The 21,038-nt window shown below is 55.1% G+C and carries 17 protein-coding genes and 1 tRNA gene; 13 read left to right on the plus strand and 5 right to left on the minus strand.

Annotation, left to right across the window (positions count from 1 at the left end):
• Positions 1 to 48: 48 nt before the first annotated feature.
• The 3 genes from IE105_RS13265 to IE105_RS13275 are packed head-to-tail and all read left to right on the plus strand — an operon-like array spanning position 49 to position 4,895.
• Positions 49 to 3,012 carry a valine--tRNA ligase gene (locus tag IE105_RS13265; protein WP_308429118.1) on the plus strand — a complete coding sequence of 988 codons (2,964 nt, stop codon included), beginning with the start codon at positions 49 to 51 and terminating at the stop codon, positions 3,010 to 3,012.
• Positions 3,012 to 3,968 carry a DUF3137 domain-containing protein gene (locus tag IE105_RS13270; RefSeq protein WP_189499249.1) on the plus strand — a complete coding sequence of 319 codons (957 nt, stop codon included), beginning with the start codon at positions 3,012 to 3,014 and terminating at the stop codon, positions 3,966 to 3,968. The genes IE105_RS13265 and IE105_RS13270 overlap by 1 nt, the downstream gene beginning before the upstream one ends.
• Before the next feature lie 48 nt (positions 3,969 to 4,016).
• Positions 4,017 to 4,895, plus strand: a complete 879-nt coding sequence (locus IE105_RS13275) for a DUF3137 domain-containing protein (protein ID WP_189499250.1) — start codon at positions 4,017 to 4,019, stop codon at positions 4,893 to 4,895.
• A 14-nt stretch (positions 4,896 to 4,909) separates the two neighbouring features.
• Here the strand turns inward: IE105_RS13275 and IE105_RS13280 are convergent, their stop codons facing one another.
• Positions 4,910 to 5,851 carry a calcium/sodium antiporter gene (locus tag IE105_RS13280; RefSeq protein WP_189499251.1) on the minus strand — a complete coding sequence of 314 codons (942 nt, stop codon included), beginning with the start codon at positions 5,849 to 5,851 and terminating at the stop codon, positions 4,910 to 4,912.
• A 3-nt stretch (positions 5,852 to 5,854) separates the two neighbouring features.
• Positions 5,855 to 6,172 carry a 2Fe-2S iron-sulfur cluster-binding protein gene (locus tag IE105_RS13285; RefSeq protein ID WP_189499252.1) on the minus strand — a complete coding sequence of 106 codons (318 nt, stop codon included), beginning with the start codon at positions 6,170 to 6,172 and terminating at the stop codon, positions 5,855 to 5,857.
• Between the two features lie 77 nt (positions 6,173 to 6,249).
• Between IE105_RS13285 and tsaE the strand changes: the two genes are divergently transcribed.
• Genes tsaE through trxA form a run of 6 tightly spaced genes read left to right on the plus strand, consistent with a single transcriptional unit; the run spans position 6,250 to position 15,302 of the window.
• Complete coding sequence (tsaE, locus tag IE105_RS13290) at positions 6,250 to 6,687, plus strand: tRNA (adenosine(37)-N6)-threonylcarbamoyltransferase complex ATPase subunit type 1 TsaE (protein ID WP_189499253.1); 438 nt, start codon at positions 6,250 to 6,252, stop codon at positions 6,685 to 6,687.
• On the plus strand, positions 6,680 to 7,762 hold the full coding sequence (locus IE105_RS13295) for an aminoglycoside phosphotransferase family protein (RefSeq protein ID WP_189499254.1): 1,083 nt from the start codon (positions 6,680 to 6,682) through the stop codon (positions 7,760 to 7,762). The genes tsaE and IE105_RS13295 overlap by 8 nt, the downstream gene beginning before the upstream one ends.
• Complete coding sequence (locus IE105_RS13300) at positions 7,759 to 8,478, plus strand: nucleotidyltransferase family protein (RefSeq protein ID WP_233354160.1); 720 nt, start codon at positions 7,759 to 7,761, stop codon at positions 8,476 to 8,478. The genes IE105_RS13295 and IE105_RS13300 overlap by 4 nt, the downstream gene beginning before the upstream one ends.
• Positions 8,475 to 11,510 (plus strand): PD-(D/E)XK nuclease family protein, encoded by a 3,036-nt coding sequence (locus IE105_RS13305; protein ID WP_189499256.1) that lies wholly within the window; start codon positions 8,475 to 8,477, stop codon positions 11,508 to 11,510. Before IE105_RS13300 ends, IE105_RS13305 begins: the two co-directional genes overlap by 4 nt.
• A complete protein-coding gene (addA, locus tag IE105_RS13310) occupies positions 11,452 to 14,970 on the plus strand; it encodes a double-strand break repair helicase AddA (protein WP_189499257.1) in 3,519 nt (1,172 codons plus the stop codon). The genes IE105_RS13305 and addA overlap by 59 nt, the downstream gene beginning before the upstream one ends.
• An 11-nt stretch (positions 14,971 to 14,981) precedes the next feature.
• Positions 14,982 to 15,302, plus strand: a complete 321-nt coding sequence (gene trxA / locus IE105_RS13315; RefSeq protein WP_189499259.1) for a thioredoxin — start codon at positions 14,982 to 14,984, stop codon at positions 15,300 to 15,302.
• Between the two features lie 275 nt (positions 15,303 to 15,577).
• Here the strand turns inward: trxA and IE105_RS13320 are convergent, their stop codons facing one another.
• Entirely contained in the window at positions 15,578 to 16,147 is a 570-nt protein-coding gene (locus IE105_RS13320; protein WP_189499261.1) for a hypothetical protein, read from the minus strand.
• A gap of 250 nt (positions 16,148 to 16,397) precedes the next feature.
• Here IE105_RS13320 and IE105_RS13325 point away from each other — a divergent pair, with 250 nt between their 5' ends.
• Together IE105_RS13325 and IE105_RS13330 are read left to right on the plus strand one after the other, a co-directional pair.
• Positions 16,398 to 16,733: a hypothetical protein gene (locus IE105_RS13325; RefSeq protein ID WP_189499263.1), complete on the plus strand. Its 336-nt coding sequence runs from the start codon at positions 16,398 to 16,400 to the stop codon at positions 16,731 to 16,733.
• A 59-nt stretch (positions 16,734 to 16,792) separates the two neighbouring features.
• Positions 16,793 to 17,317, plus strand: a complete 525-nt coding sequence (locus tag IE105_RS13330) for a redoxin domain-containing protein (protein WP_189499265.1) — start codon at positions 16,793 to 16,795, stop codon at positions 17,315 to 17,317.
• Here IE105_RS13330 and IE105_RS13335 read toward each other — a convergent pair.
• The gene (locus tag IE105_RS13335; protein WP_189499267.1) at positions 17,314 to 18,627 is read right to left on the minus strand and encodes a bifunctional folylpolyglutamate synthase/dihydrofolate synthase; all 1,314 of its coding nucleotides are present in this window, start codon (positions 18,625 to 18,627) and stop codon (positions 17,314 to 17,316) included. The genes IE105_RS13330 and IE105_RS13335 overlap by 4 nt on opposite strands.
• On the minus strand, positions 18,624 to 19,514 hold the full coding sequence (locus IE105_RS13340) for an acetyl-CoA carboxylase carboxyltransferase subunit beta (protein ID WP_189499269.1): 891 nt from the start codon (positions 19,512 to 19,514) through the stop codon (positions 18,624 to 18,626). The genes IE105_RS13335 and IE105_RS13340 overlap by 4 nt, the downstream gene beginning before the upstream one ends.
• 93 nt (positions 19,515 to 19,607) lie before the next feature.
• Between IE105_RS13340 and IE105_RS13345 the strand changes: the two genes are divergently transcribed.
• Positions 19,608 to 20,144, plus strand: coding sequence for a DsbE family thiol:disulfide interchange protein (locus tag IE105_RS13345; protein ID WP_189499271.1), 537 nt, complete (start codon positions 19,608 to 19,610; stop codon positions 20,142 to 20,144).
• Positions 20,145 to 20,180: 36 nt separating this feature from the next.
• A tRNA-Arg gene (locus IE105_RS13350) sits at positions 20,181 to 20,257 on the plus strand.
• Positions 20,258 to 21,038: the final 781 nt, after the last annotated feature.

Below are 21,038 nucleotides of genomic sequence, written 5' to 3' on the forward strand. Positions count from 1 at the left end.
CCCCGGCACAGGCCGACATGGGGGCGGGTCTTTTTTGTTGAGCGACCCATGCCCGAGATGACACCCGAAAATAATTTGGACTTGCCGAAGCATTTCGATCCGAAAGAGGCAGAGCAGCGCCTTTATGCGGCGTGGGAGGCCGCAGAGTGTTTTAAGCCCACTCTGGATGATGCGAAGCCGCCGTTTTCAATCGTCATCCCGCCCCCCAATGTAACGGGCAGCCTGCATATGGGTCACGCGGTCAATAATACGATTCAGGATATTCTCGCGCGCTTTCACCGGATGCGTGGCTTTGACGTGCTGTGGCAGCCGGGCACGGACCACGCGGGCATCGCTACGCAGATGGTAGTCGAACGCAAGCTAGCCGACGAACAACGCCCGCGCGCCAGCATGACTCGTGATGAATTCACGGCGGAAGTCTGGGATTGGAAAGCCGAGTCCGGCGGGATCATCACCGAACAACTCCGTCGTTTGGGGGCCAGTTGTGATTGGTCGCGGGAGAAATTTACGCTCGGAAATCCGGAGGACCCGACTGACAAAATGGCCGAAGCGGTCACAAAAGCCTTCGTCGAGATGTATAATGACGGGCTGATTTACCGCGACAAACGTTTGGTCAATTGGGACCCGCATTTCCAAACCGCGATTAGCGATCTTGAGGTCGAAAACCGCGATGTGGACGGCTATTTCTGGCACTTCAAATATCCGCTCGCGGGTGGGGAGACCTATACCTACGTCGAGAAGGATGAAGACGGTAACGTCACCCTGTCCGAAGAGCGCGACTATATTTCTATCGCCACGACACGGCCTGAAACCATGCTCGGGGACGGCGCTATCGCAGTGCATCCGGATGATGAACGTTACGCGCCGATTGTCGGCAAGATGGTGCGTCTGCCGCTCACACACCGCCTGATCCCGATCATTACGGATGAATATCCGGATATGGATTTCGGCTCTGGCGCGGTGAAAATCACCGGCGCGCATGACTTTAACGATTACGAAGTCGCCAAGCGCAACGACATTCCAATGTATTCGCTGATGGGGACCAAAGGCGAAATGATCGCGTCCGAGATCATGCCCGACAAATATGTCGGCATGGACCGCTTTGATGCACGCACAGCCGTCGTCGCCGACATTGACGCCGAAGGCTTGCTAATTGCCGTCGAAGACAAAAAAATCATGCAGCCCTTTGGGGATCGATCCAATGCGGTGATCGAACCCATGTTGACGGATCAATGGTTCGTGGCGGCGGACAAGCTCGCAGGCGACGCCATGGCGGCGGTCAATGAGGGCAAGACCAATTTCATCCCGGAAAACTGGAAGAAGACCTACGATCACTGGATGGAAAACATCCAGCCGTGGTGCATCTCACGTCAGCTCTGGTGGGGACACCGCGTTCCGGCTTGGTATGGTCCGAAGGTAATAAAGCGATATCCAAATGGTCAGTTTGAATTATCAACTGATGAACGTCATATCGTAAGCGCCATCAACGAAAATGAAGCTGAGAGTGCTTTCCACCATTACTATCATGGTATGAATACCCACTTCGTTGATGATGAAACCGACTATGTTGGCTACGTTTCAAATTTATCTAACGAGACTGAAGAGTATGCCTTTAAAGGCTATCCTATTCTTCGTGACCCCGACGTCCTAGACACATGGTTCTCATCCGGCCTCTGGCCGTTCTCGACCCTCGGTTGGCCCGACAACACGGCGGAGCTTGAGAAATTTTACCCAACGTCCGTCCTCGTCACGGCGCATGACATCATCTTTTTCTGGGTCGCGCGGATGATGATGCAGGGCCTTCATTTCATGGACGAAGTGCCGTTCAAGGACGTATATATTCATGCGTTGGTGCTGGATGAGCAGGGCAAAAAAATGTCCAAATCGATTGGCAATACGATTGACCCGCTCGATTTGATCGACGGTGTGTCGCTTGATGATTTGGTTGAAAAACGTACGCGCGGGCTGAAGAATCCTGAGAAAGCCCCGCAAGTCGCCAAAGCGACTCGCAAAGCTTATCCCGACGGGTTCGACGCGTATGGGGCTGACGCGCTGCGGTTCACGCTGGCCGCGATGGCCGGGCAGGGGCGCAATATCAAACTGTCTGTCGACCGTGTCGCGGGCTACCGCAATTTCGGCACGAAGCTGTGGAACGCTGCGCGCTTTGCGCAGATGAATGGCTGCCGTTCGCAAGCTGATTTTGATCCCAAGTCTGTCGACAGCGCACTCAACCAATGGGTGATCGCCAAGACGGCTGACGCCGTAAAACAGGTCACGCATTATATCGAAACCTACCGTTTCAATGATGCTGCCGATGCGGCCTATAGCTTCGTTTGGGGGACAGTGTGCGATTGGTATATCGAACTCGCCAAACCGGAACTCCTCGGCGAGACGCCGGGAGAGACCCAAGCCACGATGGCATGGGTGCTCGATCAGTCGTTCAAACTGCTCCATCCATTCATGCCATTCATCACCGAAGAGCTATGGTCGCAAACAGGTGACCGCGACGGTTTTGTCATGCTCGCAGCGTGGCCAGAAGTCGACGCTACGCCTGTTGGCGATAATATTGATTGGCTCATCCGTCTGATTTCCGCGCTGCGTTCTGTGCGAGCGGAAATGAATGTGCCGCCATCGCGCAAAGCATCGTTGGTTGTCATCGCGCCTGAGGATAAACGCTTCGCACAGTTCAGCGATGCCCTCGGCCGCTTGGCCCGCGTCGACGGAATTTCGTTCGCGGCGACCGCCCCCGACGGCGCGTTGCAAACCGTGGTTGACGGGGTCAGCTATGCCATTCCGATGGACGGGTTGATCGACGTGGCGGCGGAAACCAAACGCCTCGACGCAGCCATTGCCAAGGCTGAAGGTGAGATCGCCAAGATTGATAAGAAACTTAGCAATGAGAAGTTCGTCAGCGGCGCGCCGGAGGCTGTGGTGCAGTTGCAAAAAGATCGTCGCGCCGCCTATGCGGACGAAGTTGCGAAGTTACAGGAGGCGCGCGCTGCGTTTGGCTAATGCATCAGTTCACGACCCATCACGCGGAGTTTGACGGCTTTTCGGACTTCTTTGATCGAGAGGTTCATCCCGAGCTTGTCGCGCGTGATTCTGTTCGCGCCAAAGCGGTGCGCAATGGCCTTCTCGGTGGGGCATTAACGGCCGTCATTATTCTGGCCGTTGCCGCGACTGTCTATTTGAAAACGTCCGAGACCGGGATTGGATTTATGATTGGCATTGGCGCCTTCATGGCCGCCTATTTCGTCTACCATTTTATCACCCACGATATACGCGAAGAAACTAAGGGCCGGATCGTCAACGCTATCGTCGGCTATGTCGGCTGGCGGTTCACCCCTGACATTGAGAGTTTTGATACGTCCGCGTTTCGGGATCTATTTCTGATTCCTAAAAAAGTCGACCGGTTCTCTTATGAGGACAGCCTTGCGGGGGAAGCGCACGGCGCAGGGTTTCGATCTGTCGAAGCCCATCTCGAAAAGGAAAGCCGGAACAGCAAGGGCAATCGGACGTGGAGAACGGTCTTTCGCGGTCAGCTGATGACGCTGGATTTCCCGACGAAGACGTTCGGGCGAACGATTGTTTTGCGCGACAAAGGGTGGTTCAACGCGAAGAAACAGGCGGACATGAAACGGATCGGTCTGGTTGATCCCGTGTTCGAAAAACTGTTCGAAGCCTACGGCACTGATCAAGTCGAAGGCCGCGTGATTCTCGATCCAGCCTTCATGCAAAAGATGGTGGATTTAGAACGGGCCGTCGCGGGTAAGAATATCCGGTTCGGGTTTGATCAAGATACGCTTTTCATCGCGGTCGAGACGAAAGACCAATTCGAAGCGGGGTCGATGTTTAAGTCACTGACCACGCCTGATCGGACTCAGAAAATTCTCGATGAGGTCGGCGCCGTGTTTGATATTGTCGATATGTTGCTGAAGCGAGAAAAACGCCCGTCTCACCCATATTGAGCAGGAATCACCACACCTCGTTAATGACTCCCCGTTAACCATGAATCTATGTCAGGATTTGGCCCAGATGGAACGGTTGATCTGCAAGATTTGCGGATAAAGCTTTATGACCTTTTCGGTCATCGCTATTCGGCTGTCTCGCCGTCGCCCGGCGCGCTTATGTTGCTGACTGCGGCGAATATGCTGCAGTCTCCGAACGGGCTCTTTCGCTGTCGCGGGCGGGTTCGCGGTGTGAGTTTTAACAGCAAGCGGTTCAGTGTGCAGGAAGTCTGCGCTAATATCGGCGATTATGACGCCGAGGCTGGGTTTGATGGGCTGATAGTTTCCGTGTCGCATGCTTTGCCGATTTATGGCCGCACGGTTGTCTTGCCCGATCAGGGCGATCAGAGGCCACGCCATATTGATGGCATGAAACAAGTTGCCTTTCCGACGCGACCCTCTGACGCCAAATTAGAAGTCTATGCGGATGATCAGACCGAAGGGCGCTTACTGATTCAACCCGGTTTTATCGACCGATTCGTAGAGTTGAGCGCAGAATTTAACTCAGAGATGAGCGCGAGTGTGGCCTTTGCCGGACGACAAATGCATGTCGTCCTCCCGGGCGGAGATTTGACGCGTTTTTCTAAGGACGTCTCGTTTTATAAACACGATACGGCGGCGGACCATATTGCCAGTGAAATTGGCCGTCTTTTCGATGTGGTTGCGCAAGTGGACGCGTTGCATGTCAGCGCAGATCGGCGTGGCTCGGCAGAGATAGAAAAAGCGCGTAAGGATTATTACCGCACGAAATCTCAATCAGTTGTGCCAATGGTCAAGGCTGCGATGAAAGCCGGGATCGTCACCGATAGTCGGCGGGCGAAATACCTCACGCACGAAGCCGCGATGATCGATCCGTCTCTACACGGACTGATGATGCCAAGCGCCTAATAAGGTTTTTTGCGCTAGAGCGCGCGACTGATGAGCCAGATTAAATAGCCCAGATAGGCGGTTAACATCACGGCACCTTCCCAACGCATCACCTTGCGTTGTGTGGCCGCAAAGACGAACATCATGACAGTTGCGATGATTAGGACGGCTCCGTCGATCCACGAAAATCCTGCCGCGCTTATATCGAACGATAGCGGAAAAAATATGCCGGTGATGCCGAGAATGGCAAGGCCGTTGAAAATGTTCGAGCCCACAATATTAGCGAACGCCAGTTGATTCTCTCGCTTTAGAGACGCCAAAATTGACGCGGTCGCTTCGGGCAGAGACGTGCCAATCCCGACAATTGTAATCCCGATGATGGCTTCGGATATACCGTAACCGCGCGCAATTGAGCTTGCACCCCGGATCAATCCTTCTGCCCCAATCACAAGCAAGGTCACGCCTGCGAAGACGAACATCATGTCGATCGGGAACGGTTTGTGTATTTTCATTGGATTGACGGGCTCCGCAGGGAGGCGGATGTCAGCGCGTATCGAGAGAAAGAGATAGACAACGAAGATCAAGACGAGTGCCGCCGCTCCGAGAATCGGAATGCCGCCGAAAATGATCCAGGCCATACACCCGATCGAACTGGCCATCACAAAGACGAAATCACGGCGGAGTTCCGTCATCTGAGTCGCAATCGGGAGGATCAGAGCTGAAACGCCCAATATCATCAAAATATTGGCGATATTGCTGCCGAGCACATTGCCAAAGGCGATATCATTTGCGCCCTTAGCCGCCGCACCAAAGGTCGCAACGAATTCAGGCATTGATGTGCCAAAGCCAAGCAGGAGAACGCCGATCAAAGCGCGAGACAGGCCGAAGCGTTCTGCGATGCCGACGCTGCCACGGATCAGCATTTCGCCGCCTGCCACTAGCAGGGCTAGCCCGCCAATGACGAGAAGGACGTTCAAGCTTTACTGACTTTCAGGGGTCGTGATCTCGATTCCGTCGAGATCATCAGAGAGCAGGATTTGGCAGCTCAGGCGGGAATTATCCTGAACATTCTCGGCGAAATCGAGCATGCTGTCTTCCATGTCTTCTTTCGCTTTGAGCTTTCCCATCCACGCGTCGCCGACATAAACATGGCATGTCGCGCAAGCGCATGCGCCGCCGCAATCGGCATCAATGCCGGGAATCATATTGGCGACAGCGACTTCCATAACAGATGTGCCGTTTTTCGCTTCGACTTCGCGGGTCTCACCTGCATGATCGCGGAAAATAACTTTGGTCACGGTCGCTCCTTTTACCACTACGGACTGTGCTGCGGGTTAGTTAAGCGCTTGCCCTCAAAAGGCAAGGCGGTAGATGCGTGAGTAAGGTGAGAGCGATTAAACTAAAAACCGAAATCGACACGCTGGCCTTGGGCGCGCGTCTAGCCTCCGTTCTGCAGGCCGGAGATATTGTTCTACTGTCTGGTGGCTTGGGGGCTGGAAAGACGACGCTCGCGCGCGGGTTGATCCAATCGCGCCTCGGTGAAATTGATGTCCCGTCCCCGACCTACACACTCGTCCAAGCCTATGATTGGGGCGACGTTGAATTGTGGCATTGCGACCTCTATCGCTTAGACCGTCCAGATGATGCCTATGAATTAGGGTTGATGGACGCGATGGGCGAAGAGATCGTTCTGATCGAATGGGCAGATAAGCTGGGCGCGCTTTGCCCCGGTAACGCCCTACGCATTGATTTAAGCTTTGACGGGGATAGCCGCATCGCCACACTCTCGGGTTGGGAAGAACGAAATGTCTGAACGACGTGTATTTTTAGAAGAGTTCGTCGCCCGCGCTGGATGGGGTGAGGCGGATCGGGAGGACATCCAAGGGGATGCTTCAACGCGGAGCTATTCGCGCTTAACGATGGGCGACCGTAAAGCCGTCCTGATGAACGCGCCAAAAGGGGACGAAGATTTGGGAGAACCGGAGGGTGCAAGCGTCGAAATACGCCGGGCTCTTGGTTACAATGCGTCGGCTCGACTGGCCGGACCAAATTTGGAAGCGTTTTTAACGGTGGCGGCGGAATTGTCGATGCGGGGCTTGTCTGCGCCGCATATTATTGCGGCTGATGTTGATTTGGGATTCGCCTTGCTCGAGGATTTTGGAGACGGTGATTTCTGGCGGGTTATTCACGCTGACCCAGCGATGGAACGCCCGCTCTACGAAGCTGCGGTTGATGTTTTGGCCGTGATATACCGGTCCAGCTTTCCGTCTAAACCCTCTTTCCAGGGCCATACGTGGCACATCCGCGAGTATGATGAAGTCGCGCTTTTGGCGGAAACTGATCTGTTTCTTGATTTCTATGCGCCGGATGTTGGTCGTCCGGTCAGTGACGTCGCGCGCGCGGAGTTTTACGACTTATGGCGCGCGGCCTTCGTCTGTTTGGAAGCGCACGCGCCGGGGCTTTGTTTGCGGGACTTTCACGCGCAAAACCTGTTCTGGCTACCCGACCGCAAAGGCCAAGCGCGCATCGGTTTGATCGACTTTCAAGACGCGCTAATGGCGCATCCGGCTTATGATTTGGCGAGCTTCCTTGAAGACGCCCGCCGTGATGTCGATCCTGAGCTATATGAGCCGCTCAAACAGCGGTTCTGCGAGAAAGCTGGGTTACGCTATGATGATGATTTTCAAGCCGCATATGCGGTGATGGCGGCGCAGCGCAATACCAAGGTCATTGGTTTTCCTGTCCGCGCGGATGTGAAATTCGGAAAGCCGCAATATCGCAGTCTGATTCCGCGCGTACGCGCGTATCTGAAACGCGATCTCTCGCATCCGGCCTGCGCCGGTTTGCGCCGCTGGTTTGAAATAAACGTGCCAGAGGTGATGCAGTGATCGAAACGGCAATGGTGATGGCGGCGGGTCACGGGACGCGGATGCGGCCGCTGACCGATGATCGATCCAAGGCGATGGTTGTCGTCGCGGGTCGTCCGTTGATTGACCATATGCTCGACCGTCTCGATGATGCGGGCGTCAAACGCGCTATAGTCAACGTCCATGCACACCCCGATCATCTCGAAGCGCATTTAAAGGCCCGAACTCGCGGTCCGAAAATCAAAATATCCTGTGAGCGGGCGGCACTGTTAGAAACGGGCGGGGGAGTCGTGAAAGCCTTACCTTTGTTAGGCGATGCCCCGATCCTGATTTGTAATATTGATGCTGTGTGGACCGAGTTCTCGCCCGTCATCCAAGCCCTATTCCAAGCGTGGGATGAGGAAGAGATGGATGATCTATTCCTGCTCGCCCCGACGCAGGATTGTCTCGGCTTTGATGGGCCTGGGGACTTTGATATGAACCGGTTGGGGCAGCTGGATTGGCGAACCGGAGCCACTGCGCCGTGGGTTTATGCCGGGGTGCAAATTTTCACACCGGCACGGGCGAAAGGCTATCCGCAGACTCGATTTTCGCGCACTGAAATTTGGCGCAAGACCATCGCGCGGCGACGTGTTTTCGGCCTCCCGATTCCGGGCTATTGGATGCATGTCGGTGATCCGCGCGCCGTCAAAGCGGCAGAAGCCGTCGTCGCCCAAGATACCGGGGTGTCCGCTTGAGCGTCGTCTATAATATGCCGTCGGGCGTGCCGTTTCTACGGTCACTGGCGCATGGTTTACAGACCCATTATGGCGATGACCTTCAAAACGGATTAGTCTTGTTACCGACCCGTCGCGCCGCCCGGGCGTTAGAGTTTGCGTTTGTTCACGCGGCGGCTGCGCGCGGCGTTCAAGCCGCGCTCCTCCCGCGGCTAAGACCGTTGGCGGACGTAAATCCGGACGAACCGCCATTTGAGCCGGGCGAGCTGGCGGGGCGGGTTAAACCCGCTATTGATCCGGTGCAGCGCCGGTTTGAAATCGCCAAGCTCGTCGCCCGCTACCATGAACGTGCGTCTGATCTTCCCCTCGACCCGGCGACGGCGCTGCATATGGCGGATCCGTTGATCGACATCATGGATGATGCGGCGATGGAGCAAGTCAGCATTACCGACCAACCGGAATGGCAACGCGTGTGTTCTGAGGCGGCGACACATTTTCAACATGCCGCGCAGCTCTATCAAATCGTTGAGCAATATTGGCCGGAACGGTTGGCCGAATTGGTGATGATGGATCCTTCTGAACGGCGTGTCGCATTGTTGAATGCGCTATCAGACATTTGGTCGGAGACGCCGCCGGATTATCCTGTCATTGTTGCGGGATCGACAGGGACGCTGAAGGCGACCGCGCGTCTCATGAAGGTCGTTGCAAATATGCCGCGCGGGATGGTCGTGCTGCCGGGGTTGCAAGATGAGCTTCCGGATAAAGTCTGGAATTCGATTGATGCGCGCCACCCGCAATCCTCGCTCAAAGGTCTGCTCGGTGTAATGGAGATTGATCGCCAAGACGTGCCGATTTGGCCGTGGGTGGTTGGGGCTGAGGACCGTTCGCTGGCCCGAAAGCGACGCCGTATTCTCGCGGAAGCTTTGTTGCCTGTTGATGCAACAGGGGACTGGTTGGAACGGATCGTGACGTTGACGGCGGGTGAGGGCGCGGATGTTTTCGAGACAGCGTTAGAAAGCCTGTCTTTGATTGAGGCCAACACAGATGCCGAAGAGGCGCTCGCCATTGCTTTGATTATGCGTGAAACGCTTGAGACGCCGGGACGGACGGCCGCGCTCGTCACACCGGATCAGCTTTTGTCTCAAAGGGTGCGCGCGCGACTGGCCCGGTGGGGCGTCGATGTTGCGATGAGCCAAGGTGTACCCGTGGAGCAAACACCCGTGGGTGTGTTCCTAACGTCACTGCTGGAGATCGCCCAAGATCCAAATGGCCCAATCGAAATCTCCCTTATCCTCTCCAGTGAGCTAACGTCTTTGGGGCAAGCAATTGGTGACGTTAAAGCGGAATGGGAAGTAATTGAACGTAAATTTTTCAGGGGCTTAAGGCCATCAATTGATGTGGTCGATACACTTGAACTAGTACAATCCTTATATGCGGCAGCGGCGCCATTGCTGACACTGCAAGACACGGCGACACCCGACATTTGGGCCTCTGCCCTGATCGATACGGCTAATGCTTTGGCGACAACGGACGTCGTCTTTGGCGCTGCGCGTGTCTGGGTGGGCGACGGTGGCGGGCAAGCTGCGAGTGTATTGGACGGGATTATCGCCCACGGCGCGTCACTGCCAGTGACGGATATTCAAGGCTTCGCGCAGCTGCTCCGATCACTGCTGCAAGGCGCAGTCGCGCGGCCCATAGGTGACACGCATCCCCGGTTACAAATCTTAGGACCGCTTGAAGCGCGATTGCTGGATGTTGATGATATTATTCTCGGCGGGCTCAATGAGGGCACGTGGCCGGGTGGTGTGAATTCTGGACCCTTCTTGTCACGCGGTATGCGCGAGCAGATGAAACTTTCGCTCCCTGAGCGGCGCTACGGTTTGGCGGCGCATGATTTCGCAGAACTGTCCGCCAACCCGACTGTTTATCTGACACGATCCGAAAAATCCGACAGCGGACCGACTGTTGCTAGCCGTTGGGTCTGGCGTCTGAAAACAATCATTGCGGGCACGGTGACGCCAAAGCCGGACGAAAAGCCGAAAGACCTAGAGAAGAGACAGGATGCCAAAGTGGCTGATCTGCTTGGGACCGGGCAACATTATCTTGATTGGGCGCGTCAGATGGACCGCCCTAAAAAACTGACTCCCGTCTTGAGACCCAATCCGAAACCGCCTGTGGACAAACGCTGGGCGCGACAGGGTCGACAGATTTCTATTACCGGTGTCTCCAAATGGATACGCGACCCCTACAGCCTATTCGCACGCGAAGTGTTGCGATTAAAACCTCTCGATGCATTGGATGCGCCCCTCGACGCGCGCCACTTTGGTTCGGCCATGCACGAAGGTATTGAGTGTTATATTCGCGCCTATTTATCTGGTGATATCAAATCATTACACGATCCAGTGAATGTAGAAAAACTGCAAAAGCACTTGCGATCCCAGCTTCTCTCCCACGGGTTTGAACCTGACGAAGTGTTCAAAGAAACCCCCCGTTTGGAAGCGGTCAGCGCAGCCTTAATGGCTTGGTTTGCGCAGCGTCATACGGATGGGTATGACGTCGTCGGCACGGAAGTGAATGCGAAGTCTAAGCTCAGCGGACTGGACTTTGATCTCAAAGGTCAGCTCGATCTCGTCGAGCAATCCCCGACCGGATATGCCTTCACCGATTTCAAAACAGGAAGCCCGGCGACGGTTAAAACCGTTGCAGCTGGGTTTGATCTGCAATTGCCGTTGGCGGCGTGGCTCGCGGCGCAAGGCGCGCTGGACGGTCACAAAGCGGGGGAAACGGATCAGCTTGGCTATGTGCGGATCAAAGGCTCCAATGATGACTTCTCACACGCTTACGTTTCGGCACCTGCCCGTAATGCGGCGTCTGCGGGTGAACTCGCAGCAGAGGCGATGAATATCCTGACAAAGCTGATTACGGCTTATGATGATCCGGACACGGGTTATCCGTCACAGCCGCGCGCACAATATACGGATGACTATGGGGACTATGACGATCTCGCCCGACGGGATGAATGGTCCGCCGTCAGTGACGGCGGGGAAACATAGCATGACCCGTCTCACGATTACAGATGCGACAGTACGCCAACGTGATGCGGCGGATCCGTCCGTGCCGCGAATCGTCAATGCGAATGCCGGGTCCGGCAAGACGAAGGTCCTCGTTGACCGAGTCTCCCGTATCCTCTTGCAGGGGACTGACCCGGATAAAATCCTCTGCCTGACGTATACGCGCGCTGCCGCGTCCGAAATGCAGGAGCGCTTGTTCGAGACTTTGTCGAAATGGTCTATCGCGCAGGATGACCGGCTCAAAGACGTGCTGGCTGACCTGTATGGTATGCCGTTCGAGCAGATCAGGCCGAGTTTAAGCATCAATGTCGTACGGACCTTGTTCGCGCGCGCGTTAGAAACACCCGAAGGCCTTAAGGTCATGACGATCCATGCGTTTTGTGAACGCATCATAGGGCGGTTTCCGATTGAAGCGGGCATTATGCCCGGATTTGATCCGCTGGATGAGCCGGAGACGAAAGCATTGCTCGTCGCGGGGCGGAGAGCGCTTCTAGCGGAAGCACGCGACACAGAAGACCTGCGCGGAGCCTTGCACTATATGGCGAAAGCCAAGGCGGACTCGACAATAGACGCGATGATGTTCTCCGCCGCGCGAGATTTCGAAAAAACGCAAAAATGGGTCGGGGCTGGTGGTGTTGGACCGTTTCGAACTGATTCCGGTTTGGCCGCCAATGAAACGGCGCAGACAATTGCGAGTTCGGCTTGGCAATCGACTGACTTTGGCCATGTTAGAGCGATCGCCGCACTTTGCGCGTCATCATCCTCAAAAGCCGCACAGAGCTTTGTTGATCTCGTCAAACAGTTGGATGCGGAAGTGGATCCGGGCGCAGCCTTTGACCTCTACTCCGATGTGTTCTTGACAAAAGATGGCAGCCCGCGAAAACGGGTGCTGGTTAAAGGCGTCACGGATCAGGATAATTTTATCAGCGCGGGAAGCGCTGAATTCGACCGTATTTACACTGCTGTCCTAAAGATAAAAGCCGTCCGCATTGCTGAAATGAGCGAGGCGCTTCTCACATTGGGGCATAGGCTCGGACAGCTTTATCAACGCGATAAACACTCGGCACGTGGCTTGGACTTCAACGATTTGATATTGAAAACACGCGACCTTTTGATGCGCCGCGATGTGTCGGATTGGGTGGCCTATAAACTGGACGGCGGGGTCGAACATGTTTTGCTCGATGAGGCGCAGGATACATCGCCCGTTCAGTGGGAAATTATTGATGCGCTGACGCTGCCGTTTGAGCAGGAGAGTCCGGATCGTTCCACCCGGCCGCGAACATTCTTCGCGGTTGGCGATCCAAAGCAATCGATTTACCGCTTTAACGGTGCGGCCCCCGATATCTTCATGGAGAGTGTGCGGACGCGGACTGCGCCGGGTGACAGCCCTGTACAGCTCCGCATGTCGTTTCGCTCCGCGCAACAAGTGCTCAATGTCGTTGATGCGCTCTTTTTGGACCAAGGCGGTATGGCGGCGATGTTTGACGCGGCCGCGCGGCCTGAACCGTCCGATTTGGTTCGTCACGACGCCGCACGGACCGATGACGGTCTTGTCGAGCTGTGGCCACTCGCCCCAAAGTCAGAAATGGCGGAGGAGAATAAGCCGTGGGATACAACGCCTGTTGATGGCCAAAGTGATGGTGATCCGCGTGTCCGCCTCGCGCGCGAAATTGCCGGATCGATTAGACATTGGATTGATAGTGGCGAACCTGTTTTTGACAGGGACCTGAAACGACATAGACCCATGCATGGCGGCGATGTGCTGATCCTCGTGCAGAACCGGGTTGGGGGATTGTTTGATGCGCTCATTAAGGCGTTGAAGGTCGAAAAATTGCCTGTCGCGGGCGCGGATCGATTAGTCTTGCAAAACGCGCTGGTCGTCCGCGATTTGTTGGCGATCACCCGCTTTGTGCTGTTGCCACGCGATTGTCTTAGCCTCGCGGAAGCGCTGAAATCCCCGCTGTTCGACCTCAATGATGATCAGCTGTTCGCGCTCAGCGTGGACCGAACGGGGACACTGTGGGAGGCCGTGCAATCGCGCGACCTGGACTTGGCCGCAGCCATTCAAACCATTCGCGATGACGCTGGTTTGGCACCCTATGACTTCTTTGCGCGGTTGCTTGATCGCACAGGCCCGAAGGGGGTCACGTACCGTGAAGCTTTATTTGCCCGCTTGGGCCTAGAAGCGCGCGAAGCCTTGGATGCATTTCTTGCGATTGCGTTGGCGCATCAGCAACATCAGGCCCCAAGCTTACAACGGTTCGTGCAAGTTTTCACAACGGATACGGTTGAGATTAAGCGCGACAAAGATCCGGCGGGGCGCGAAGTTCGCGTTATGACTGTTCACGGCGCAAAGGGGCTCGAAGCCCCGGTCGTCTTCCTCCCTGATACGACACGGGCGCCGCGAGCCTCCTCCGGTGGTCTAATCAAAGCGGGCGATAGCTTTATTCTCGCGCCCTCATCGAAGGACAGCACACCTCTCGTCGATGGCTATAAAGCCGCGAATGATCTTGAGGATCAGCGTGAATATATGCGGCTACTCTATGTTGCGATGACCCGCGCCGAAAGCCGTCTTGTCGTCTGTGGGTATCATCACGGCGCGAAAGATGACGGTTATGCCGACGGGAGTTGGTATCACTGGGTCAATAAAACCATGCTGGCGATGGACGGGGCTGAGCCGTTCTCCACCGCCTTTGACGTGGATACGGGGACGGGTCGACGCTATGGTGCGCGGCCAGAAAAAAGCGCGCAAAGGTCCGACGATAAGCAGAAGGGGCTGGCGGCTCTGCCAGACTGGATCACCGTGCCTGCCGCAATCGAAGCCCGAAGACATCAGACAGCGTCGCCCAGTTCGCTTTTGGCGCGCCAAGCGCCGATCGCGCGCGTGCCAGGGCAGGGGCGTCTCTTACGGGGTATCTTGATCCATCGCCTTTTGGAAATCTTACCAGACCATGCGCCGTCACGACGCCGCAAACTCTGTGAGCGAATGCTGGCGGAATATCCTGACTTTAACGAGGCCGAGCGAGACGTCATTCAGACCGAAGTGTTTGGCGTTCTGGATAATCCATCTTTCGCAACTGTGTTCGCCGAAGGGTCGCGCGCCGAGGTCAGTTTAGCGGGGCGTGTGCCGTCGATACGGGGCGGAGAGGTTTACATCACGGCGCAAGTGGATCGCCTCAATGTCACGCCAGACACGATTTATTTAGTTGATTATAAGTCTAATCGTCCTGTGCCGACGCGGATTGACGAGGTCGATGAAAGCTATCTTGCGCAGATGGCGGCATACCGGGAACTGGCCCGTGCGATCTGGCCGGGGCGGGATGTACGATGCGGATTACTCTGGACGGATACGCCCAATCTGATGTGGCTGCCTGACAATGCGATGGATGCCGTCTTGACGCAAGTGAACGCCCTTCCTACCTCCACAATACACAACGCTTAAAGGAATCCCTCATGAGCACTATCGCCGTCACAGACGAGACTTTTCAATCCGAAGTCCTGAAATCCGACACCCCTGTGCTCGTTGATTTTTGGGCTGAATGGTGCGCGCCGTGTAAAGCGATGGGCCCAGCGCTCGAAGCCGTGTCAAAAGACATGGAAGGCAAAGTCAAAATTGCGAAAGTCAATATTGATGACGCGCCCGATACACCCATGCGCTACCACATCCGCAATGTCCCAACGATGATGATCTTTAAGGACGGCGAAGTCGTCTCCACCAAGATGGGCGCGATGACGAAAACGAAATTGGCCGAATGGCTGGCTGAACACGCTTAATTTAATTGCCTCTGAACCGGGATTGTCCGGTTCAGAGTGAGATGCCAGCTTTTAGCCTTTTTCTCCGACTGTGGGATCAGCCTCTAAAGGGGCTAAAAATACCGTGACAGGGTTAGGTGTGAGGTTTTTGTTCGCACCCGTTATCGCAACGTCGACGAGAGCGGAGGCCCCGAATGTCATTATACCGCCGACAAAGATGCGCCCCCCGACGGGAATGCGTTTTAAAAATTCAGCCTCGCCAGAAACGACATGGCTGCCAGGCGGAAGTCCGGCGATCAGAGTTCCGCTGGGGATGGACGTCTATTGGCGGCAGTTCCCATATCTATCAACATACTCCCGGCGGCAATGCCCAGACCAACCCCGGTGCCGGCGGTTGCGCCTGTGGCTGTACTGACGCCCTGATAGTTTCCGAACCCAAACGTAAATATATTCGCTAGTGAAGCGAGAGATTGCGACATAGCGGCATAAGTTAGCCCTCCGGTCAGGCCAACGCCGAGAGACGTTGATGTTGTCTTTAGCGCGGTCGCCCCCAAATCAACGCTGCCGCCACCGCGATAACGAGATGGGGCAACAAAATATTCTGCCGGGGCGAATCCCTCTTTTTCTACCTTCACAATCCCCTTTTGAGTCCGGGGTATCTCAAACGCGCATGGCGTTGCTTCGCAGATCAAGCGTTTGACGGCGCCGGGTTGTCGAAGAACGGGGTCAGACGGAATATAGGTGAAAGACGCTGTCGCGTCTTGGGGCACTGTATCGACGCGGACGTGATCATTAAAGCCGCGGTCAATCGTCGAGCAGGCGCCAAGAGTGAGTGACAGAGTGATGAGTGCAATGCGTCCGACCATGCGTCCTCATAGCAGACAATTGGACAACCGAGGACAAGGCTTGATTATCGGCTTTGACAACGAAAGCCTGCGCGCTCCGATTTTTTGGCGCGAGATGTCTGTGTACCTGATCACGTGACGAAACGCCCGCTTTGTACGGGAATGACGGTGAATGAACGCAGTCTTCTACACAATAGGCGAAACGGAGCTCCGTTTTCTTGGAACGACGCGCCGAGATGCGGGTTGTTTGTCCAGAACATAGGAGAGATTTATGCCCGACCTAGATCCGCAAATGACAACATTAGCTGTCGACACACAAATTAGTGGAGACGCCGCTATGCCCGGCTTGGCGAACCCCGTCACGGCCGATGAAATTACGGATATTTATTCCAATCCACGGACGCCAGTTGCTGAACGCCAACACGCTTTGCAGCAATTACGACGAGAAATGGTCGGTCGCGCCAGCGCAGATTTTCGCGATGATACGACGGCCCTGATCGCAAAGATTGATGAGGGCCTGTCTTATCTCGGAGAGAGTGGCGACGGCTCCGCTGATCCCGATGTGTTGCGCCTGCGCGATACGGCGGTTGACCCAGAAAACCTTTAATGTCCTCCGCGCTTTTCGCGCGGGACACTAACTAACAACATTTCACAATAGGATTATTTATGACGACCCTCATGACCCCCAAATCAAAGATTCCGACGATTGAGCTTCCCCTCGTATCGGGCGGAACATTCAATATGGCCGAAGCCAGCCCTGAGAACTTTCAAATTATTGTGGTTTACCGTGGTCTTCACTGCCCAAAATGTAAGGCGCAATTGAAAGCAATTGATCCCCGTGTAGCGGATATACGTGCCGATGGTCACGATATTGTCGCGGTATCAATGGACACAGAGGAGCGCGCTCAGCAGGCGAAAACGGATTGGGAGCTTGAAGATTTACCCATCGCTCACAGTTTAGAACTGCTTGACGCTAAATCGCTTGGCTTGTTTATATCCGACTCGATTTCAGACAAAGAGCCAAAGATTTTCTCTGAGCCGGGCATCTTCGTTGTTCGACCGGATGGCACGCTCTATGCCGAAATTGTACAAAATACGCCGTTCGGCCGCCCCGACATGGAAGACATCGTTGATGGACTGAATTTTGTCGTCAAAAACGATTACCCCACACGCGGTACGTCCGTCGCTTAAGCATTTTCCGCCAAAACCCGCCCCGCCAGATAAAGCGATCCACAGATGAGGATTCGTGGCGGGGTGATCGGCTCTTCGATGGCTTGGCGGGATAGGGCGTCGCCCATATCGACCGCTTTTTGCAGGGCGTCGGTGAGATTGCTGCCGACGATCGCCGCCATCCCCCGCGTGGCAGCCAACTCGACCAATACGTCCGGCGACAAGCTCGCATGGTCAGGAATATCAACGGCGACGAGGCCCGCCGCTAACCCTTCGAAATAGTCTAAAAATGCGCTCGCATTCTTATTGGCAAGGATGCCCATAATGAGGATCAGGGGCCGGGGTGATCGGGCCTCTAGAGACGCCATGTGAGCGGATAGCGCCTGCGCTGCGTGTGGATTATGGCCGCCATCGAGCCAGACTTCGGCGCCAAGGTCCGCCGCAATATCAACCAGCGGACCGCTCATGAGCGGCTGCATCCGTGCAGGCCAAGTCGCTGCGCTGAGACCCGTGGCGATATGATCGGGAGAGATCCCAATATCCCGTGCCACAGCGATGGCTAACCCCGCATTCATAATCTGATGATCGCCCGCTAGCGCAGGTAAAGGCAGATCGAGTAATTCCTTATCCGTTTCAAATAGTAACCGTCCTTGTTGACGATACGCACGGAAATCTTGACCCCAACTTTGAATCGGGGCGCGCGCTTTACGGGCTTCGGCCTCTAAAACAGCGTCGACGAGCTCATGCTGTGGACCCGTGAAAACGGGAACGCTCGGTTTGATGATCCCGGCTTTTTCACGCGCGATTCCGGCCAAGTCTCGGCCGAGAAACTCCGCATGGTCATAGTCGATCGGCGTAATGGCGCAGGCGCGCGGAGCGAACACATTGGTCGCGTCATAGCGTCCACCCAAGCCGACTTCGATAATGGCGTAATCCGCGTCATGTTCCGAAAAAGCGAGAAAGGCCGCCGCTGTTGTTGCCTCAAAAAATGATAGCGGCGCACCCGCGTTGGCATCACGAACCCGGTTCAGCACATCAATAAGGGTCGCGTCGTCAATCTCTTCGCCCGCCAGAACGATCCGTTCATTGAACCGGACAAGGTGAGGGGAGGTATAGACATGCGCACGCGCGCCGCTCGCTTCCAGCATGGCGCGGAGGTGAGCAACGGTGGATCCCTTACCATTGGTGCCCGCGATATGGATGCTGGGCGGCAAACGGTCCTGAGGTCGACCCAAGGCCTCAAGCACCTGTTCGATCCGCGACAGGCCGAGGTCTATTATACGGGGGTGGAGACGCCGGAGGTCTTCCAGCGCCGTCTCTAATTTGTTCACGCTGAAATTGGGTCCGGTGTCGGCTCAACTGTTAGCGTATGCTCTTTTTGCATGAGGACAGCGATCAATTTAGCCAAAGTGGCGCGCAACTCGCTGCGCGGCACAACCTTATCGACCATACCTTTTTCTTCGAGATATTCTGCGCGTTGAAAGCCTTCAGGGAGTTTTTCGCGAATGGTTTCTTCAATCACGCGCGGTCCAGCGAATCCGATCATCGCGCCTGGCTCGGCCAAATGTATGTCGCCCAACATGGCGTAGCTTGCGGTGACACCGCCTGTCGTAGGATCGCAGAGCACGACAATATAAGGTAGTCCGGCTTCGCGTAGGCGTTGTACAGCAATCGTTGTACGTGGCATTTGCATGAGGCTAAGTGCCCCTTCTTGCATCCGCGCGCCGCCAGCGGCCGTGAACACAATCATTGGCAAACCTTTGGCTAATGCGACATCAGCCGCAGCGATAAAGCCTTCGCCCGCCGCCATGCCCAGCGATCCGCCCATAAAAGCAAAGTTTTGCACGAGGACGGTCGCGCCAACCCCATGAATCGTCCCGACACCGATGCTCATGGCATCGTCATTACCTGTCTTGGCGCGGGCTTTTTTTAAGCGATCCGTATATTTTTGATCATCTTTGAATTTCAGCGGGTCTGCAACGACACTTGGCGTCGGAAAGCTTTCATACTGGCCGTCATCGAATGTATATGCGAATCGAAGTTCGGGTCCGATCCGCATATGATGCCCTCCCGGCGTGACATGCATCAGGCCAGGCAGGTCAGCCGCGAAAATCATCTCGCTCGTCTTTGGGCATTTGAGCCACAAATTGTCGGGCGTGTCCCGTTTGGTGAAAATTGATTTCACGCCGGGAGGCGTCAGTTTGGTCAACCAGTTCATCCGCGCCTTATGCTGCGGTTCGGCGCGAGGGGCAAGCTGACGCTGCAATCCTCATTCACTTGCGTTAGACGCGAAAAGCCTTAATCGCCCCTTATGTCGTCCGTGATAAAAGGCCTAATCCCACTCGCCCTCTTTGCGATGATCGGGGTGTTTATGGCCATTGGCCTGACCCGTGACCCCTCAAAACTTCCGTCTGAGCTGATCGACCGTCCTTTACCGACTTTTGAGATGGAAACGCTTTCGGGTGAACCGATCGTGACGGCGGACTTGCTGGGTGAGGTCGCGTTGCTGAATGTGTTTGGGTCGTGGTGTGTGGCCTGCCTGACGGAACATCCGCTTCTGATGGCGCTGTCTGAGGCCGGTGACGTGAAAATCATGGGTGTGAATTGGCGCGATACGCGGGCGAAGGCCGAGCGTTGGCTAACCCGTTACGGCAATCCTTATGGTACGATTATCTTTGATGCAGAATCGCTCCTTGCTATCGATCTGGGTGTCACTGGCGCGCCAGAGACGTTTGTTATCGATCGCAAGGGCCAAATTCGCTATAAACATACAGGACCCATTACCGAAGATGTTTGGACGGACATCCTCCGCCCACTTATCGACACACTCAATGCCGAAACCCCCTAGCCTCGCGCACTGAGCCTCGCTATAGCGCCGCGACTAGCACCCGTAGCTCAGCTGGATAGAGCGCTGCCCTCCGAAGGCAGAGGTCACTGGTTCGAATCCAGTCGGGTGCGCCAATGTTTTCAATGGTTTAGGCTAAGGTTTCTCGAAACCGCTTTGAGGTTATGCCTACCATTTTGCCTACCCTTCCATCTTTATGGGTCATGAACGAGAAGCAATGAATCGATAGGTGAAAACCGCGCATTTGAGCCGCAACAGGCTCCTCAGGGGTATAGCGGAAGAGACAGCTTCTTTTTGTTCCAAGCAGGCTTGGGTCATTATTGCTCGACAATCCGCTTTGTCGCTTGAGGCAAATTCACATATCCACTCCCCAGAATGGACCTTAGAACTCGCACCGAAAATGGGACATTCCTGGATGAGCGCGGCCTTTAAGCAACCCGTTCTGTGTCTCGATGTAATCGGTAATTCGGGAGAGGTGGCTTATGGGCCGGATTTAACGCGGATTAAGAGATTTGCGATGGTGCATTTGCTACATAAGTTCGAAAAAGTATGACTCAGGATTCACGCCTGTCACCAGAAGATTTTCGCGCGCGAGTACACGCCACATTAAAGACCTTCATATCTCTTGTCATTTCAAAATGAACGAGAGGTGGGTCGAGATCAAACTCTAGCCAATCTTCTGTTCGGCTTCTTCTAATTCAGCAATGGTCAAACCGTAAAGCTCACAGACTATAGTTTCTAGCTTTTTGTCGTTTTTCTCCAAGACCGAGGTCAGGTCACGAGCTACTGTAGCTTGTCCGTCGTCATATAAAACGGCACAGATTTCGGCCTGGGCCAAGAGAGACTTTGCTCACCTTTATTGATTGATATTAGGCGACGGCTTTGCGGTATTGCAAC

The sequence above is a fragment of the Algimonas arctica genome (assembly GCF_014652695.1).
GTDB classification, from domain to species: Bacteria; Pseudomonadota; Alphaproteobacteria; order Caulobacterales; family Maricaulaceae; genus Litorimonas; species Litorimonas arctica.

Bases quoted from the DNA above. Each gene is read 5' to 3' on its own strand.
- IE105_RS13325 (WP_189499263.1), top strand. From the start codon at position 16,398: ATGCCCGACCTAGATCCGCAAATGACAACATTAGCTGTCGACACACAA.
- IE105_RS13345 (WP_189499271.1), top strand. From the start codon at position 19,608: ATGTCGTCCGTGATAAAAGGCCTAATCCCACTCGCCCTCTTTGCGATG.
- IE105_RS13270 (WP_189499249.1), top strand. From the start codon at position 3,012: ATGCATCAGTTCACGACCCATCACGCGGAGTTTGACGGCTTTTCGGAC.
- trxA (WP_189499259.1), top strand. From the start codon at position 14,982: ATGAGCACTATCGCCGTCACAGACGAGACTTTTCAATCCGAAGTCCTG.
- IE105_RS13320 (WP_189499261.1), bottom strand. From the start codon at position 16,147: ATGGTCGGACGCATTGCACTCATCACTCTGTCACTCACTCTTGGCGCC.
- IE105_RS13275 (WP_189499250.1), top strand. From the start codon at position 4,017: ATGTCAGGATTTGGCCCAGATGGAACGGTTGATCTGCAAGATTTGCGG.
- IE105_RS13340 (WP_189499269.1), bottom strand. From the start codon at position 19,514: ATGAACTGGTTGACCAAACTGACGCCTCCCGGCGTGAAATCAATTTTC.
- addA (WP_189499257.1), top strand. From the start codon at position 11,452: ATGACGATCTCGCCCGACGGGATGAATGGTCCGCCGTCAGTGACGGCG.
- IE105_RS13330 (WP_189499265.1), top strand. From the start codon at position 16,793: ATGACGACCCTCATGACCCCCAAATCAAAGATTCCGACGATTGAGCTT.
- IE105_RS13265 (WP_308429118.1), top strand. From the start codon at position 49: ATGCCCGAGATGACACCCGAAAATAATTTGGACTTGCCGAAGCATTTC.
- IE105_RS13295 (WP_189499254.1), top strand. From the start codon at position 6,680: ATGTCTGAACGACGTGTATTTTTAGAAGAGTTCGTCGCCCGCGCTGGA.